The sequence below is a fragment of the Clostridium sp. YIM B02569 genome (assembly GCF_022320765.1).
GTDB lineage: Bacteria > Bacillota > Clostridia > Clostridiales > Clostridiaceae > Clostridium > Clostridium beijerinckii.
Genome location: NZ_JAKJJX010000001.1, coordinates 102,868 through 119,509 on the forward strand (window position 1 = coordinate 102,868; position 16,642 = coordinate 119,509).

Sequence of the window (16,642 nt, forward strand, 5' to 3'; positions counted from 1 at the left end):
AAAGCAAATTGGGATTTAACTATAATTTTTGCTAGTGTACATTATATAATCCTATCAAGCCGTCTGGCCATATTAGATATTATAAATACACTGACTAAATGTTTATAGTTAAATCCCATTCTTTACTTTTGAAGTTTTTTTCTCAAAAATCTAGGTAAATAGTTAAATATTCTAGGTGATATGCTGTCAATATCATTCTTTTTTATTCCACCTATTAGCATCATTGAATATAAATAAACAAAACCGGCTATAGAAATAATTAAAATCGTTGTGATTGCTTTCAAGAAAATATTTCCATTAGTTAATGTTAGTATAACTGATGTTGGTGTCTTCAGAATAAATATTATACCTGCCATTATTGCAGAAGCAAAAAGAGGTTTAACTGCACTTCTAAAAAGAGGAATCTTAACTCTAAGTGCCTTTTTTAATGCTCTTTTATTTAAGATCATTGGTATTGCAAACCATAAAAAGTTTCCTGCTACTACTCCTAAAATATTAATTTCTGGTATCCCTACTAATATGTAATTTGCTATTATTTTAGCTACTATACCTATACTAAATGTTCCAAGCACATAATAAAGCTTATTCATACTTTGAAGTATTATTGTTTGTATTTGCACAACGGCCATTAGAACTAAAACTACTGATCCCATTACCATTAATTCAAATCCTTGATCAGTTCCATAAAGCAATTCAAAAACCTCTTGCCCTAAGCAAGAAAGGCCTACAGCTGCTGGTATTGTTATTATTAATGTTATTCTAAAAGCAAAAGAAGTTTTTCTTCTTATTTCCTTCTTATCTTTTAATGCCATAGCTGCCGAAACAGCCGGTAATACGGTTGTCCCAAGGGCAGTAACTATTATCAATGGAACAGATAATAAGGTCTTATATCTCCCAAGAACCCCATAAAGCACGTGGGATTGCTGTAAATTAAATCCTGCAAATGCTAATCTACTATTTACGTTCACCATATCTACTAAGCTACCAAAATTCTGAAGCCCTGAACTTAATGTTATTGGTAAACCATATTTAATTAACTTTCTTATGATATGCTTAGTTCTTACTCTTTTAACATTTTGTTGAGCATACATAGAATCTTCTTCAAAATTCTTCTTTCCATAAACATATACCATATATAGACATGCAACGAAAGCACCTACGGAAGTACCTATAGTTCCCCCTGCACTACCATATTCAACACTTATATGTACTAGGAAATATGCACAAGCTAAACTAATTGCGATATTTATTACTTGTTCCAATACTTGTGATACCGCAATTGCAGTCATACTATTTCTTCCTTGAAAATATCCTCTATACGATGATAAAAGCGATGTAACAAATATACTTGGCGCAAGCATCAAAATTCCATAAGAAGCTGCTGGGTTTCCAATCATATTTCCAATAGGAAAAGCAAACAGCATTAAAAATATAGTTAATACCGCACCAACTAAAGATAAAAGAGTTCTTGATATTTTAAGAGCTCTTACAGCATCGTTTGGTTTTCCTAATGCTGTAAGCTCTGCAACTACCTTAGCAATAGCTGGTTGAGTCCCTAAGTTGGTGACTGCATATACAAATAAAAACACTTCATAACAATTCTGATATATTCCATATCCATCTAACCCAATTATTCTTTGAAGCAGTGGTATATAAAAAACTGATATAACTTTGGTTAAAAGCCCTGCTATTGAAAGAATTAAAAAGCCTCTGCTACTATTGGCTGATTGATCTTCCATAATTACCTCCTATCTAAGTGAGAACTTAAATACATCTTGCTTTATTTTTTTAAATATTGGAGGTAATGCCGATGCTATAGTCTTGTTTTTTAGATATTCTAACTTTCCATTAATTTTTCTAAAATTCAACTTATAAGCATATAAATACTGAAAATTTAGACCATATTTACTTTCAAAAAATGAATTTAATTTCTTATCTCCATATTTATTATCTCCAATTATAGGGTTTCCTAAATGTGCTAAATGTGCTCTAATTTGATGACTTCTTCCTGTAATTAAGTGTATTTCTAAAAGTGAATATGCACCATTGCTTTCCACTATACTTATTTCCATCGATATTTTTTTTGAGTTCTTAACCTCAGTGTCGTATATCTTAGATGTGTTAGTTTCAGGATTCTTTAATATGTACGCCTCATAAAGTCCAGCTCTTATTTTTCCTTTTGCTAAAGCGTAATAATATTTTCTTATTTCGTCTTCTCTAATAGCTTCATTTATGGCTTTTAAACCTTCGAAAGTCTTTCCGAACATGACCATTCCTGAAGTATTTCTATCTAATCTATTGCATGCTGCTGGTGTAAATGTTATTTCGTTTTCTGGAATATAATCACCCTTATCATTTAAATAAGAAAGAACATAATCTGTAAGAGTAGGTTCTTCACTATTATTGCTATCTGAATGAACCAATACATCTGGCCATTTTTCAATTACTACTACATTTTCATCTTCATATGCAATCTTGATTCTTTTAGGATCAACTTTAATAAACTTTTCTTTTTTATCTTCTTTGTTACTTTGTATGTATTTTATTTCTACTACATCGCCTTCTTGTAAGAAGTATTTCTCATTTTGTTTTGTCCCATTAACCCTTATATCTTTTTTTCTTAAAGCTTTAAAAATTGCGCTTAATGGCACATCTTTTAATAATTTTCTTAAAAATTTATCTAATCTCTGACCTGCCTCGTTTGGACCTATTTCTATTTTCAAATATAATCACTCCTAAATTTATTACCCTTAGCATTATCTAGTTTTTTAAACATATTGTCAATTTATTTTACATAAAATCGCAAAATAATACTATTACTTTGTTAAATAATTAAATGCTGCCAAAGCTTGAATAGAAACTCCAATTGGAAGACAATCCTCATCTATATTAAACAAATTACTATGTGCCGGCTCAGTAGTATTCTTTTCTTTATTTCCTGAACCTAAAAAATAAAATGCACTTGGCCTTTCATTTGCAAAATAAGCAAAACTTTCAACTCCCATTTTAGGCGCTTTTTGTTCTAAAACATTTTCTTTTCCTAAAATTTCATTTGCGCTATCACTTATTAAATCTACAAACTCATCATCATTATATAAGCAAGGATAACTTTCTTCTATTTTTACTTCTGCTTTAGCTCTTGACATAACTGCAATCCCATTTACAATTTCATTTAATCTTTTTATTGCAAATGCCCTATCTTCTTTTGTCATGGTTCTAATCATTCCACTTAGGGTAGCTTCTCCTGGGATAATATTCTGAGCAGTTCCTGCATGTAATGTACCAACAGTTATAACAATCGGATTAACTGGTGATATTTCTCTGCTTACTATTGTTTGAAGTGCTACTACAATATGGCTAGCAATAACAATAGGATCAATAGTAGTATGCGGTGATGCTCCATGACCACCTTGACCAGTTATCTTTATACTAAATGGATTTGAGGCTGCATTGACTACACCTTTTTTTATTTTTATAGTGCCACATTTTGTTTCCTCATCAACGTGAAGTCCAATAACACAATCAACTCTTGGATTATCTAAAACTCCCTCGTTTATCATAGGCGTAGCTCCACCAGTAGTTTCTTCAGCAGGTTCAAATAATAACTTTACTGTACCAGAAAACTTATCTTTATTATTATTTAATAACTTTGCTGCTCCCATAAGTATTGTTGTATGAGCATCATGTCCGCAAGCGTGCATTCTTCCATCAATTTTTGATTTAAATTCACAAGTTTTCATATCCTTAATAGGAAGTGCATCAATATCTCCTCTTAAGGCTATAGTTTTATTATTTCCTTCTTTTGTACCTTTTATAATTCCACATACACCTGTTTTTGCTACTTCAATATACTGAATATTATTAGATTCTAAAAAATCCTTGATTACTTTAGATGTTCTAACCTCTTCAAATCCAAGTTCTGGATGTTCATGTAAATCCCTTCTTATTTTTATAAGTTCGTCTTTTATAAGATTGGCTTCTTTCTTGAAATCTATCACTTCTCTAATTCCTCCTTATTTAATAATAATTAAATTTTTAAGCATATTTAAAGAAGACAATATGCCAATTGTACAAAATAAATTCGTATATCGACTTATTTTAATTTTGAATATGCCTAAATTTAAAACATTAGCTCTAAGAAATAATAAACTTTAATTATCACTCCAAAAAACTTCTATTATATCTCCATCTTTTATATTTGCTGTGTATGGTGCCTTTTCCCCATTTAAATTCAAGTTAATTATTCCTTTTGGAACTGTTAAGTCAAAATCTATATATTCAAATATATCTACTATTAGATATTGAACTTTTCCTTTCAATACTACATTTTCTCCATTGATATTAACTGTTATATTTCTAAACTCTTCTCTACCAATTGCTATTTCGATTTTATCTGAATTAATATTTTCACTCTCTTCATTGCAACTTTCTATATTTTCGCTTTCTATCACATCTACATAATCTTCCCTATCATTTACCTTAGCAGCCTCTTCATGTCCTATATGTGAATCCATTGCTTTAATTACAATGTGATCACCTTCTAAAATTTCATAATTATCTTCTAAGTATTCTCCACCTTTTAGTAATATTACCTCTTCTTTTAATATATACTTCTTAAATTCATTAACTTTACATGGTAAGAATACTCTTATTTCATCACCATTTTTTATTATATAATCTAACTCTTCTCTTTTCTCATTAACAAGCGTTACAGGTTCTATATTCATAATATTATCATCTAAATAAATAGAAACTGAATTTATGTTTCTTATATTTTCTGATAATTTAGGTGATGCATCTTTTCCATTCTGTGCGTATTCTAGTATTATATTGTCATTTGCTTTAACTTCTGTTTCAAGAGTTGCTTCCTCTCCATTTATTGTGATCTTTGCATTAGTTCCATATTCACCAAAAACAATTCTTTTACATCCATTGTAGTTAAACCTGACACTTTTACCATTTTTGCTTATAAGCAGCGATGGATTTATTCCCGCCTGAAGCAATACATCCATTATAGTATGTTTATGGGAGTTAAATAGACTAATTGGATCATTATTTAAAATAACATCAATAAAATCATTTCCCATACTACGTATTGCTGTTAAAGCTATTCCTAAAACAGTTACACCTGATGATCCCATATCATTATCTGAAACACACTCTATCACTGCCTGCCTATCTTTAATAGCTATTCTTTGAGGTGGTAATTTTAATTTATCAGCAATAGCCTCTAAAATTCCAGGTGTATGAGCTCCACCTCCTACTAAAAATACAGCACTTGGAGCCTTGCCCCCATTTAATTCTAAAATCTTTTTAGATATTTCTTCTCCAGTCTTAATAACAATAGAATCAATTAGTTTGTATACACTTTCTGATGATATTATATTTTCCATACCCAGAACGTCAATATATTTTATTTCTTCTTCTTTTACTATAGATCTTTTTATATTTTCAGCCGTATTAAAGTCTACTAAATATTCTTGAACAATAGTTTCTGTAATCTCATCTCCAGCCATTGGAACCATTCCATATGCAGATATACTTTCTTTAGAACTTATGGCTATATCCGAAGTTCCAGCTCCTATATCTACAAGCGCGATATTAAGCAGTCTTAAATTTTTAGGTATAGCTGCTTCCATAGCAGCTATAGGCTCTAAAGTCAAATTTACAACCTTTAAATTAACCCTATTCATTACTGCATAAAGTGAATCAATTACAGATCTAGGTAAAAAAGTTGCTATAACTTCTGCACCTATATTTTCTCCCTTATGCCCTAATAAATTAGATATTAAAAATCCATTTAAGTAGAAATTTCTAACTGAATATCCAACACAATATAGTTTTCCTTCAGTTGTAGAAGCTATCTGCTCCTCTGCTTTTTTTACAGCACTCAATTCAAGACTTCTTATGATTTCTTTATTAACTTCTTCATCATCATTAAGCTCAATATCTGCTCTCACATCAATAGTTCTTAAAAATCTACCTGCCGCCGCAATGGATACTTCATTTAGCTGTATTTCAAGTTCATCTTCGAGATAATTCTTAACTTTTTGAACAACAGACGCCACTAAATTAATATCGTGTATTTGCCCATCCACCATGGCTCTTTCTTCATGCTCTAAATATTTCTCGCATACAACTTGGAACTTCTTATCTTTTACTATTCCTACTGTACCTATAATTGACCTAGTTCCTATATCTAAGGCAAAAATTATATCCTTTTGATTAAATCTTTTTAATTCCATATAAACACAACCAACCTTTATTGTTTTATTTATATTTTTAACTCCTGCATAAATATACTATAAATTATATATTATAAGCCAATTACATACAATGACTTAAAATATTTGTTCACAATTTTGCATTACTTCAACTTATTTACTTATTAACTTCCCTCTGCTAAAATGGTAGAAGGTGTAATTGCCGTGATTTTAATACATAAAAATGATTAACTATAGAAATAAATGTATACAAAATTAAAATCATTAGTTTTTAAGAGGGGGATAACATGCAAAGTAGACCTAATATATCTTTATTAAAAAATAGCTACTTAGAGACCTATCATGCTATACAAGCATGTTTGATGCAACATAACTTTAGCCTTTTATTACCAAGAAATATAGAAAAACAAATTTTTGATATTGTATTTACAGCTCAAAATCAGAAGGTTCCAACAAAAAAATTAGAATGCAACAAAGATCTGGATAAGTTTTGTAATAAGTTAATTTATGAGTATAATTCTTCAGTGTCTGCTATTCAACAAGTACTTGAAGGCATATTTACTTTTTCAATACTAGTTTTTTTCTTTACTTTACTAGATGTTTTATTTGAAAAAGGAGTATTAATGAGCACCTTAATTACTTGTATTCTAATATCTATAGGGTATTTCATCTCAAATACTATTTTAAGACATAAGGAAACATCCAGTTCTAAGCTTCGCTCATTATTAATCTTTGGAATTGTGTTAATTCCATTTATGATTATGTCTTTTCTAAAGACTAAAATTCCTTCTTTAGCTGTCACCTTTCCATTTCTTGATAGTTTAGTATTAACATTAGTAACTGGTGTTATTAGCTTTCTTTCATACTCCATACTTTCAAAAAAGTATGATTTGTTTATATTTATAAGACGTAAATAATTTAATATTTTAGAATGTATATATACTACAATTTAATTCCTACATTATTATTTAAATTAAGCACTTGGATTATTAGAATTTTAAATGTAAGTTTATTATTGCAACATATATAAAAGCTAGAAAGTACTTAACTTTCTAGCTTTTGTGCTTTTATTATAATAAATACAAAGCTCCCATAAAGGAGCTAAGCAATGTTAAAAGAAAATAAATATTAAAAGGATGTTAATATTATATGAGAACATTAATCATTTAATTCGCAACATTTATTGTTCTAAATAAAGTGTTAATGAAAAGTCTAAAATCTCCCCCTTAAATAAATAAGGTGGGAGATTTTATCTGAAGAGATGTTTAAAATTATATGGGTATAATATATTATGCAGAAACTCATATAATAATACTAACTTTATCGACTTACTAAATCATTATTTAAGTATGATTTCTGCTTATACATAATTAGGATTAAATATGTTCACCTATACTAAATCCCTAATGACTTTTTAGTTAAAAATCCAATTTCTCTACTGAATTTCTGTAAACTAACTCTGCATTATCTCCCGCTTTCTTTCTTAGACCTCTTGCCTTGACTACTTTCACTAATCCATACATTACTACTGCAATTACAGCTATAGGTACCAATGTTCTAATTCCTATTCCATTTCCACTGGCAAATCCTAATTTTGAGCAAACAACATACATTGATACCATCAAGAATAATACTACTCCACAAGCTTCATAACGATATTTCCATGGCTTAATATCTACTACTTTATTGTCTTTTAACACATATTCCTTTTCTCTTGGTTTTATTTTACCAATAATTAGCATAATCATACATGTGATTACAAATAAGATTCCTAATTGATGAAGGAAATGCATTTCTGGTTTTATTATTAATTGAAGTGTTCCATAAGTTAATACAAAAAATATTATTGATATTTTTGCTGCTATAGCCGGTACCTTTTTTGTTACATATCCTATAAAAACTATTGTGAATATAGGCACATTGAAGAACCCATTTACTGTTTGCAAGTATTGGAATAATCCTTGTGGTGCATACATTATAAATGGTGCTATAGTCATTGAAATTATAGCTAACACAAGTCCAAATATCTTACCCTTTGATATTATTTCCTTATCAGACTTTCCTTTTCCAAATACAGGACTATATACATTTAATGCAAATAGGGTTGATGCACTATTTAACACTCCATTAAACACACTTAATACTGATCCAAACATAGCTGCTGCAAAGAAACCAATTAAAGGTTTTGGTAATACATCGTTTACTAGTCTTGAATATAATAAGTCTGGATTTTCAACACCTGCTCCATATATATGAAAAGCTACTATTCCTGGTACTATAACTATTAATGGTGTTAATACTTTTAAAAGTCCTGCAAAAATTATTCCCTTTTGCCCTTCTGCTAAATTTTTAGCTGCTAATGCTCTTTGAATGATTGCTTGATCAGTTCCCCAATAATAAAGATTAACTAAAAGCATTCCTGTAAATAAAGTTCCAAAAGGTATAGGATCTTGTGATGTTCCTATAGCATTGAATTTATCTGAATGATTAACTAATATATTTGATAATCCTGTTGAAAAGTTTCCATGACCAAAATATATTATTCCGAATACAGGTACCATTAATCCGCCAATGGCTAATCCTATACCATTTAATGTGTCTGATACTGCAACTGCTTTTAATCCACCAAGTATAGCATAAATAAATCCTATTATACCGATAATCCAAACCATAATCCAAATGCTAGCTGTATAGCTTATACCAAACATTTCTTGCACGTTAAATATTTGAGCCAATGCAATAGCACCAGAATAAAGAGTTATTGGAAGTAAATTCGAAACATAACCTAATAAAAATAATATTGAAACTATCTTTTTAACACCTGAATCGAAACGTTCTTCAAGAAAATCAGGCACAGTTGTAACCCCTTGTTTTAAATATCTTGGAAGTAAAAATAAAGCTACAATTACAAGAGTAATACCAGAGCCAACTTCCCAGCCCATAACACTCATATTGCTTGAGTAAGCTTGAGCACTCATACCTACAAAATTAGATGCACTTAAATTTGTAAGTAATAAAGATGCCCCTATCACACCACCTGTCAAACTACGTCCACCTAAGAAATAAGAATCTTTTGAATTATTTTTTTGCCCCTTTAGCTTACGATACGTAATTGTTGCTACTAATACGATGCAAAATAAAAATGAAATAACGGTTAACATGCTTTTTTCCTCCTTTAAAATTACGAACGTTTACATCTCACATGGAATTCCACAATTGATTTTAATAAGTGCCCTAAATATAAACTGTTCATATTTCCGTAAACTACAGTATGTTATTGTTTTCTGTAATCGTTAATCACATTATATTGAAATCGTTCCATTATAAAAATCTTATTTATTAACTTTTCTTATAAAATATTAACTTAATTAAAAATAAATTTTATATATCCCTCTTTCATAGTTGGTCTTAAAAAATAATAAACATTTCTTTACTCCGATTTCCATACAGCACTCAATTAAAAATATTCATCATTTTTAATTTAAGATATATTCTACACCACATCTTTAATTTATAATTAGCCAGTACATAAATTTAAATCCACTATTAAGTACATACCTTCACTAGAATTCCTATACTCTTAGTGCTATAATTTCCTATGGTGATGATCAATGAAGGTAAAAAAAATCACAAAGATAAGAAATCGAATAACTATATATTTTTCAATTATAATACTTGGATTAACTTTAGCTGTTACGTCCTCTATAAGTTCTATTTTTTCTAAAGAAATAATTAAACAATATAATAACGTTGCTACTGAGAAAATAACTGTAATTTCTAAAATCCTTAATGAAAATTTAGATTCTATAAGACATGATTCTTATATGATTGAAAATGATAAAAATATTTATGATTATATGTCTAAAGTTAATAGAAATAACTCTGCAACTCCAGAAACTAATGCAGAATTTTTTAATACTCTTTCAGAATATTGTAAATGGAGTAACTATATAATTTCTATAATTCCTTTAACAACAGATAAAAAAATAATGGATCCTCTTTATTCACAATATCCTTATAGTGAATTAATTTATGGAAATAAAGAATTGGACAACTTTATTGAAAGTGGATATTCAAATAAATTTTCTTCTCCTAATACTTTTCCATTCAATTATGAGAATGCCGACTATGAAAAAAGAACAACTATAACTTATTTTTCTAGGTATTTGGATAAAGAAAACTACTCCCTTATCGGCTACCTTATGATCAATATAAAGAAAAAGAATTTATTTATGAACATAGATGATTACTGCCATGGAGTCTTTGATAGCACTTTTATTGTTGATAAAAATGGTAATCTGATTTATAAAATAGGAAATATTGATTATGACAATATAATGCTTGAAAAAGTTAATAATGATACTGTAAATGTTAATAACGTAAAGTATATGGAATTTAATAGTGTTATAGAAGCATATCCAGAATGGAGAGTCATTGGATTAATATCTTTGGACTCTTTAACCAGAAACCTTGATTCTATTCGATGGTTAATTTATTGTATTGGTATTTTTAGTATTGCAGTTGTACTTTTTATCAGCCACTTTACTTCAAAGAAAATTACAGATCCTATATATGATATTACAAAAGCAATGAATAAGTTTGAAAATGGAGAATGGCCAGACAAACTAGAAGCCAAAACCGAAGACGAACTTAAGTATCTTATAATTAGTTTTAATAAAATGATTTACAATATAAAAAATCTAATTGAACAAATCTATAAGGAAGAAGAGGAAAACAAAAAGCTTGAAGTTGAATCCATGAAAACCCAACTGGATTTACTGCAATCACAAATAAATCCTCATTTTATACATAATACACTAAATACAATAAACTATTTGGCTATAAAAAATAATCAAAATGAAATAAGAGAACTTATTCAATCATTTAATGGTCTGCTAAGACAAAGCATATCAACAAGTAAAAATCTTATAACGTTAAAAGATGAACTTACATGCACTCAAAATTATCTGAAGATACAGAAGTATAGATATGGAGATATAGTTAAACTAGTATGTAATATTCCTGAAGAATTGAATAACTGTTTAGTGCCCAAACTTATTCTTCAGCCACTTATTGAAAATTCTCTTTATCATGGAATAGTACCTAAAGGTTGTGCTGGGACTATAAAAATAGATATATTGCCACAAAAAGATTTTATAAAAATAAAAGTTATCGATGATGGCGTAGGAATTAGTAAGAGAAAATCAACTCACAAAGGCTTTAATGGTATAAGCCTAGATAACATAAGCGAAAGACTCAGACTATATTTTGGAAGCGAATATGACTTAAAAGTATATAGCAAAACTGGAATTGGAACTTGTATAGAATTCAATATTCCATACATTTACTAGAGCACATTCGGGAAATAACAAGTCAGTGTGCCTTAATTCTAAAAAAGGAGGCAAATAGCATGTATAAAGTAATGATTGTAGACGATGAAATACCTGCACGAGAAATTCTCTTGTGCATCATAAATTGGGAAGACACTGATTTTAGAATAGTATATAGCGCTTCAAATGGTAAAGACGCACTGGACAAATATACTGATATAAAACCAGATCTTATTATTACAGATATACAAATGCCTATTATAGATGGTTTAGATTTAATAGAAGAAGTACAGAAAATAAATAAATCTCAAAAATTTTTAATATTAAGCTGCTATGAGGACTTTACGTATGCGCAAAGAGCTATGAAAATGGGCGTAACAGACTACTTGATAAAAGATTTAATAACACCTAATGATCTATATGGAATATTAGCAAAAACTCAAACTGATCTTGATAATATAACTATAAAAAAGAGTGAAATAAAAAAAGAACATAAACTTTTAAATTTCCTAAAGGAAAATAAGGATATTGCACTAAGAAAGCTTATATTTAATGATATAAGTCAAGATGATTGTTATAACCTTATTGAAAACCTTAACCTTAATCTAAACGGAAAACTTTTTGTTCTTTTCCTTATCCAGATAGATAACTTCTTTAAATATATAGAAGATGAGAATTTCTATACAAATACCCTTAATGAAATAATAAAAAATGTTTCTGAAACCATCGAAGAACTCAATATCGGTGAATGTTTTTATAGTGAAAATGGAGAATTCACAGCTATTGTACGCTTGTCGCCAACCATTAGTGAAGCGGATATAATAAATGAGTGTTATTATTTAGCGCAGGAAATAAGAAAAAGGATTTCCCTCATGCATAATATCAGCTTAACAATAAGTGTGAGCTCAACATTTAAAAAGCCATTTAAAATAAAGAAATACTTTGATGAAGCATTTAAACTTTCTAAAATGAAGGTATTCCTAGGCAATGATACTATAATTTTAAATAATACCTTTGTAAAAAATTTAGATTTAGATACTGATACTTTAGCAAAAAGAATTAATGCCATTAATATAGCTATTGAACAAAATAATATTGAAAACTTAAAATCAGAGTTAACTCACTTATATGATAAAGATATACGAGGATTTATGCAGTTTAATTATCTAAATTATATAAACTCCTCTCTCCTAGATTTAGTAGTAAGAACCTGTAATAGATATTCTATAGCTTATGAAGATATTTTTTCAACTTCATACCTACCTATAGAAATATTATCAACAAAAGAAACCGTTGAAGAAATGAGCGGATGGTTTATTGAGATCTTTACTAAAATAATAAATATTAATTTTAATAACTCTTTTAAAAATAAATATAGTAAAAAGGTTGCTGATTCCATAGATTACATAAACAAAAATCTCTTTAATCAATCTCTTAGTCTAACAGATATAGCAGAAAACATTAATGTCCATAAAGTTTATTTATGCAGAATCTTTAAAGAAGAAACAGGTGAAAATGTTACGCAGTATATTTTAAAAGCTAGAATTGACAAATCTAAAGAAATAATTTTATCAACTAACTATAAGCTTTATGAAATATCAGACAAACTTGGATTTAATAGTCCTCAACAATTTAGTATTTTATTTAAAAAAGTTACAGGTATCACTCCGAACCAATTTAGAGACTCTTATTTTAAAAATCTATAGTTGGGTAATGGCTTATAACTACTCCAAATATACATTTTAAAAATTTTGAAAGGAATTTATATTTACATGAATAAGAAAATACTTTTAGTTGTAATAATAATTTTATCTAGTTTTGCTTTCTCTTGTGATACTACAACTTCTAAACAGAGCTCAAAAAAATCTGATTTAGTTATTGCCGTTATTTACAAAACTTTAGATGAAGCTTGGTTTCAGGAAGAAAGTGAGGCTGCTAAAAATAAGGCTTTAGCTATGGGGGCTAAAGATGTAATTACTATAGATGCTAAAATGAATCCTGATGTGTATTTATCTGCTTTGGATAATTTAATTACTCAAAAAGTAGATGGTATATTAATATGCGTTCCTGATCAAAAATTAAGTAAAATCACTATAGATAGATGTAAGAAATCAAATATTGCTGTTATAGCCTGCGACGATCCTCTTACTGATGATGAAGGTAATTATATTGCACCATTTGTCGGAATAGATTCTAATCAAATTGGACGGGATATGACTAGTCTCATGGTAGATTATTTAGAAAAGAATAATAAATTAAGTGATTCTAATTCTTCAGGACTTCTGCTTATGTCAATGGATTCTGTATCTAGCTGCATACCTAGAACTGAAGGACAGTTAGAAACATTTAAAGATAGACTTCCAAGATTTCCAAGAGAAAATATTTTTCAAGCCGAATATAATGGACAATCAGAAAAAAGTTTTTATTCTGCCGCATCAACTATAACGTCTAATAAAAATATAAAGAATTGGTTTGTCATGTCTGCAAATGAAGCTGGCACCATTGGTGCAATAAAAGCACTGGATCAATCTGGTCTTGCAGAAAATGCTGTTGCTGTAGGGGTAGGTGGATATGTAGCAAAGGATGAATTTCAAAAAGAAAACTCTCCTCTTATAGCGTCTGCATACATAAGTGCTACAGAAGTTGGAGAAATTGCTGCTCAGGAACTTATGGAGAACCTTTTGCTTAATAAAAATATTCCTGATAAATATTTGGTAAAAGATAAAGTGATTACAAAGGATAATTATAAAAGTCTTGTGATTAAATAATTTAACAATAAAATAACTCCATTCACATAATAATTTCTCAACTGTTACATGAATGGAGTTCTACCAACTTAAATTTAATTATTATCTTTTTAATTTAACATTTTGATATTAAATTATTATCAACCAAAATTTTCAAAGAAAAACTTCTAAAAATTCCATCATCAAACTTCAATTTAATCTTATCTTTGTCATTTTCATCAAATCCAGTAATCTCTCCAACACCATAAGTTCTATGGGCTACTTTATTTCCAATCTCGTATCCATAAGTGTCAACAGGCATATCATTTAATTTTCCTTCAATAATAAACCTCGAAACGTCCTTAAATTGGCCTTTCCTGTTTCTTGGAGAAAATAGATACAGATTATCTATTGCCCTAGTTATTCCAACATAAAATAATCTTCGTTCTTCCTCAATATTTTCCTTTATACTTGATGCATGAGGTATAGTTTCTTCTACACAATTTATAACATAGACATTTTTAAACTCCATTCCTTTCACGCCATGTATAGTACTTAAGATAACGCCTTCTCTCTTAGTTTTTCTTTTACTTTCCTCTATACTTTGTTTTACTTCCTCTATATGTTCTAGAAATTCAAATATAGTTTTATATCCTTCTGCTGATAATTTAAATTCTTCTATTATATCTTCTAAATCCTCAAAACTTTGATTAAATTTATTAGCATATTCCTGAAGATAATCTCTATATCCTAGATCCATTACTATATATGCAATTGCTGATGATAAAGATATCTTATTTAAATAGTTTATATCTTTTCTTAACTCATCAAGCTTTTTCTTTTGAAATGGTGGTGTATCTTCTTTGCTAATAATTATAGTAAATGGACTCTCTTCTCTATCATAATTTTTTATATAAAATAAATTTCCCTTACTTATATATCTGAAAGGCCTATTTATTATTTGCAAGAAGCTATTTCTATCAAATTCATCTACGCTTAATCTTAAATATGAGATTAAATCCCTGCAAATAAAATGCTCAAAAAAATTATATTCTCTATCAAGTAGTGTAAATGGGATCTTTCTTTTAGTTAATACATCAATAACAGACATAGACTCTATATTAGTTCTATACAATACTGCATTATCTTCATAATTAATTCCTAGAGTTTTATTATTTATAACTATATCAGTCAAACTTTCAGCCTGCATCTTTTCATTATATGGATTAAACCACTTAACAATCCCCTCACACTCTTTATTCCATTTTATCTCTTTATTATTTCGCTTTTCATTATACGCTATTACAGTTTTTGATTTATCAACTATATTCATTCTACTTCTATAATTTATAGATAAATAATATTTTTTCCCACCTATAAATATTTTATCAAAGTTAACCATATACTCTGGCTTTGACCCTCTAAAAGAATAAATACATTGATCTTCATCTCCCACTGCAAAAAGATTATTATCTTCCCCATCATTTATTAACCTTAAAAAATCTATTTGCATTTCATCACAATCTTGAAACTCATCAACTAAAACATACTTGAATAATTTCTTATAAGACAACAACATATTCTTATCATTCTTTAGCAATTCTAATACTTCTATAGCTAGATCATCAAAATCTCTTTTATTGTGTTCTTTTTTATATTCTTCATATTTTTCCAATGCTTCTTCAAAAATTTCTTTTGCAATTGATGGCTTAAATTCATTTAGAGGAACTCTTGAAGTTTTATACAAAGAAATGTTATTTATTGCTTCTTTAATTTTATCTTCATTAACTTCATCAAAGTATTTACCTAAAATATTACTAACTATTTTGTGAACAACGGCCCCATCAACTATGTCTATATTTCTTCCACATCTCAAAAGTATCTTATAAAATAAGCCATGGAATGTCCCAAAAAAAGGTGAACTGTTCGTATTGAATTTAGATACATATCTATTCTTCATATTCTGCGCTGCCGCTTTTGTAAATGTAATTACTATTATATTTCCATTAGCTACTCTTTTATGCTTTACTAGATAATCAACTCTATTTATTATAACCGTAGTTTTTCCAGATCCAGGTGCTGCAACTATCAAGACATTTTTTTCTTCTGCCTTTACTGCATCCATCTGATATTTATCAAGATCGTACCCCACTGTAATGCTCCTTCTTTCATTCCTATTTACATTTCAGCATTTATGAATTTCTTTATATAAGACTTACATATTTTAAATTCTTTCCATATTTACTATATGAATTTCATTTTCCTCTCATAATACTGAATATTTTCTACTTAACTTCAAAAAATTAATATATGTCTGATTTTAAGTTATAAGCAACTATATTGTAATCAAACTCTTATAGAT

10 protein-coding genes are annotated in these 16,642 nt (G+C 28.6%); 4 read left to right on the top strand and 6 right to left on the bottom strand.

The features are described from left to right. Positions 1–122: 122 nt before the first annotated feature. The 4 genes from L3B96_RS00430 to L3B96_RS00445 form a co-directional block, all read right to left on the bottom strand. On the bottom strand, positions 123–1,739 hold the full coding sequence (locus tag L3B96_RS00430; protein ID WP_238858549.1) for a polysaccharide biosynthesis protein: 1,617 nt from the start codon (positions 1,737–1,739) through the stop codon (positions 123–125). A 9-nt stretch (positions 1,740–1,748) separates the two neighbouring features. Continuing rightward, the gene (locus L3B96_RS00435; RefSeq protein WP_011968720.1) at positions 1,749–2,723 is read right to left on the bottom strand and encodes an RluA family pseudouridine synthase; all 975 of its coding nucleotides are present in this window, start codon (positions 2,721–2,723) and stop codon (positions 1,749–1,751) included. Between the two features lie 93 nt (positions 2,724–2,816). Further along, positions 2,817–3,998: a M20 family metallopeptidase gene (locus tag L3B96_RS00440; protein WP_171780247.1), complete on the bottom strand. Its 1,182-nt coding sequence runs from the start codon at positions 3,996–3,998 to the stop codon at positions 2,817–2,819. A 153-nt stretch (positions 3,999–4,151) separates the two neighbouring features. Continuing rightward, positions 4,152–6,245, bottom strand: coding sequence for a cell division protein FtsA (locus L3B96_RS00445; protein WP_238858550.1), 2,094 nt, complete (start codon positions 6,243–6,245; stop codon positions 4,152–4,154). A 266-nt stretch (positions 6,246–6,511) separates the two neighbouring features. Here L3B96_RS00445 and L3B96_RS00450 point away from each other — a divergent pair, with 266 nt between their 5' ends. Next, entirely contained in the window at positions 6,512–7,141 is a 630-nt protein-coding gene (locus L3B96_RS00450) for a hypothetical protein (protein WP_238858551.1), read from the top strand. Positions 7,142–7,642: 501 nt separating this feature from the next. On the opposite strand, the gene L3B96_RS00455 is transcribed toward L3B96_RS00450, so the two are convergent. Continuing rightward, entirely contained in the window at positions 7,643–9,385 is a 1,743-nt protein-coding gene (locus L3B96_RS00455; protein WP_238858552.1) for a solute:sodium symporter family transporter, read from the bottom strand. A gap of 450 nt (positions 9,386–9,835) precedes the next feature. On the opposite strand from L3B96_RS00455, the gene L3B96_RS00460 reads away from it, so the two are divergent. From L3B96_RS00460 to L3B96_RS00470, 3 genes are all read left to right on the top strand, one after another. Then, positions 9,836–11,575, top strand: coding sequence for a sensor histidine kinase (locus tag L3B96_RS00460; RefSeq protein WP_238858553.1), 1,740 nt, complete (start codon positions 9,836–9,838; stop codon positions 11,573–11,575). 59 nt (positions 11,576–11,634) lie between these two features. Further along, positions 11,635–13,260 (top strand): response regulator, encoded by a 1,626-nt coding sequence (locus tag L3B96_RS00465; protein ID WP_011968714.1) that lies wholly within the window; start codon positions 11,635–11,637, stop codon positions 13,258–13,260. Between the two features lie 66 nt (positions 13,261–13,326). Then, positions 13,327–14,322: an arabinose ABC transporter substrate-binding protein gene (locus L3B96_RS00470; protein ID WP_238858554.1), complete on the top strand. Its 996-nt coding sequence runs from the start codon at positions 13,327–13,329 to the stop codon at positions 14,320–14,322. Positions 14,323–14,416: 94 nt separating this feature from the next. On the opposite strand, the gene L3B96_RS00475 is transcribed toward L3B96_RS00470, so the two are convergent. Beyond that, positions 14,417–16,432: an ATP-dependent helicase gene (locus L3B96_RS00475; protein ID WP_238858555.1), complete on the bottom strand. Its 2,016-nt coding sequence runs from the start codon at positions 16,430–16,432 to the stop codon at positions 14,417–14,419. Positions 16,433–16,642 lie beyond the last annotated feature (210 nt).

Excerpts from the sequence above, each read along its gene's own strand:
- L3B96_RS00445 (WP_238858550.1), bottom strand. The coding sequence starts at position 6,245 with ATGGAATTAAAAAGATTTAATCAAAAGGATATAATTTTTGCCTTAGAT.
- L3B96_RS00450 (WP_238858551.1), top strand. The coding sequence starts at position 6,512 with ATGCAAAGTAGACCTAATATATCTTTATTAAAAAATAGCTACTTAGAG.
- L3B96_RS00465 (WP_011968714.1), top strand. The coding sequence starts at position 11,635 with ATGTATAAAGTAATGATTGTAGACGATGAAATACCTGCACGAGAAATT.
- L3B96_RS00455 (WP_238858552.1), bottom strand. The coding sequence starts at position 9,385 with ATGTTAACCGTTATTTCATTTTTATTTTGCATCGTATTAGTAGCAACA.
- L3B96_RS00470 (WP_238858554.1), top strand. The coding sequence starts at position 13,327 with ATGAATAAGAAAATACTTTTAGTTGTAATAATAATTTTATCTAGTTTT.
- L3B96_RS00430 (WP_238858549.1), bottom strand. The coding sequence starts at position 1,739 with ATGGAAGATCAATCAGCCAATAGTAGCAGAGGCTTTTTAATTCTTTCA.
- L3B96_RS00460 (WP_238858553.1), top strand. The coding sequence starts at position 9,836 with ATGAAGGTAAAAAAAATCACAAAGATAAGAAATCGAATAACTATATAT.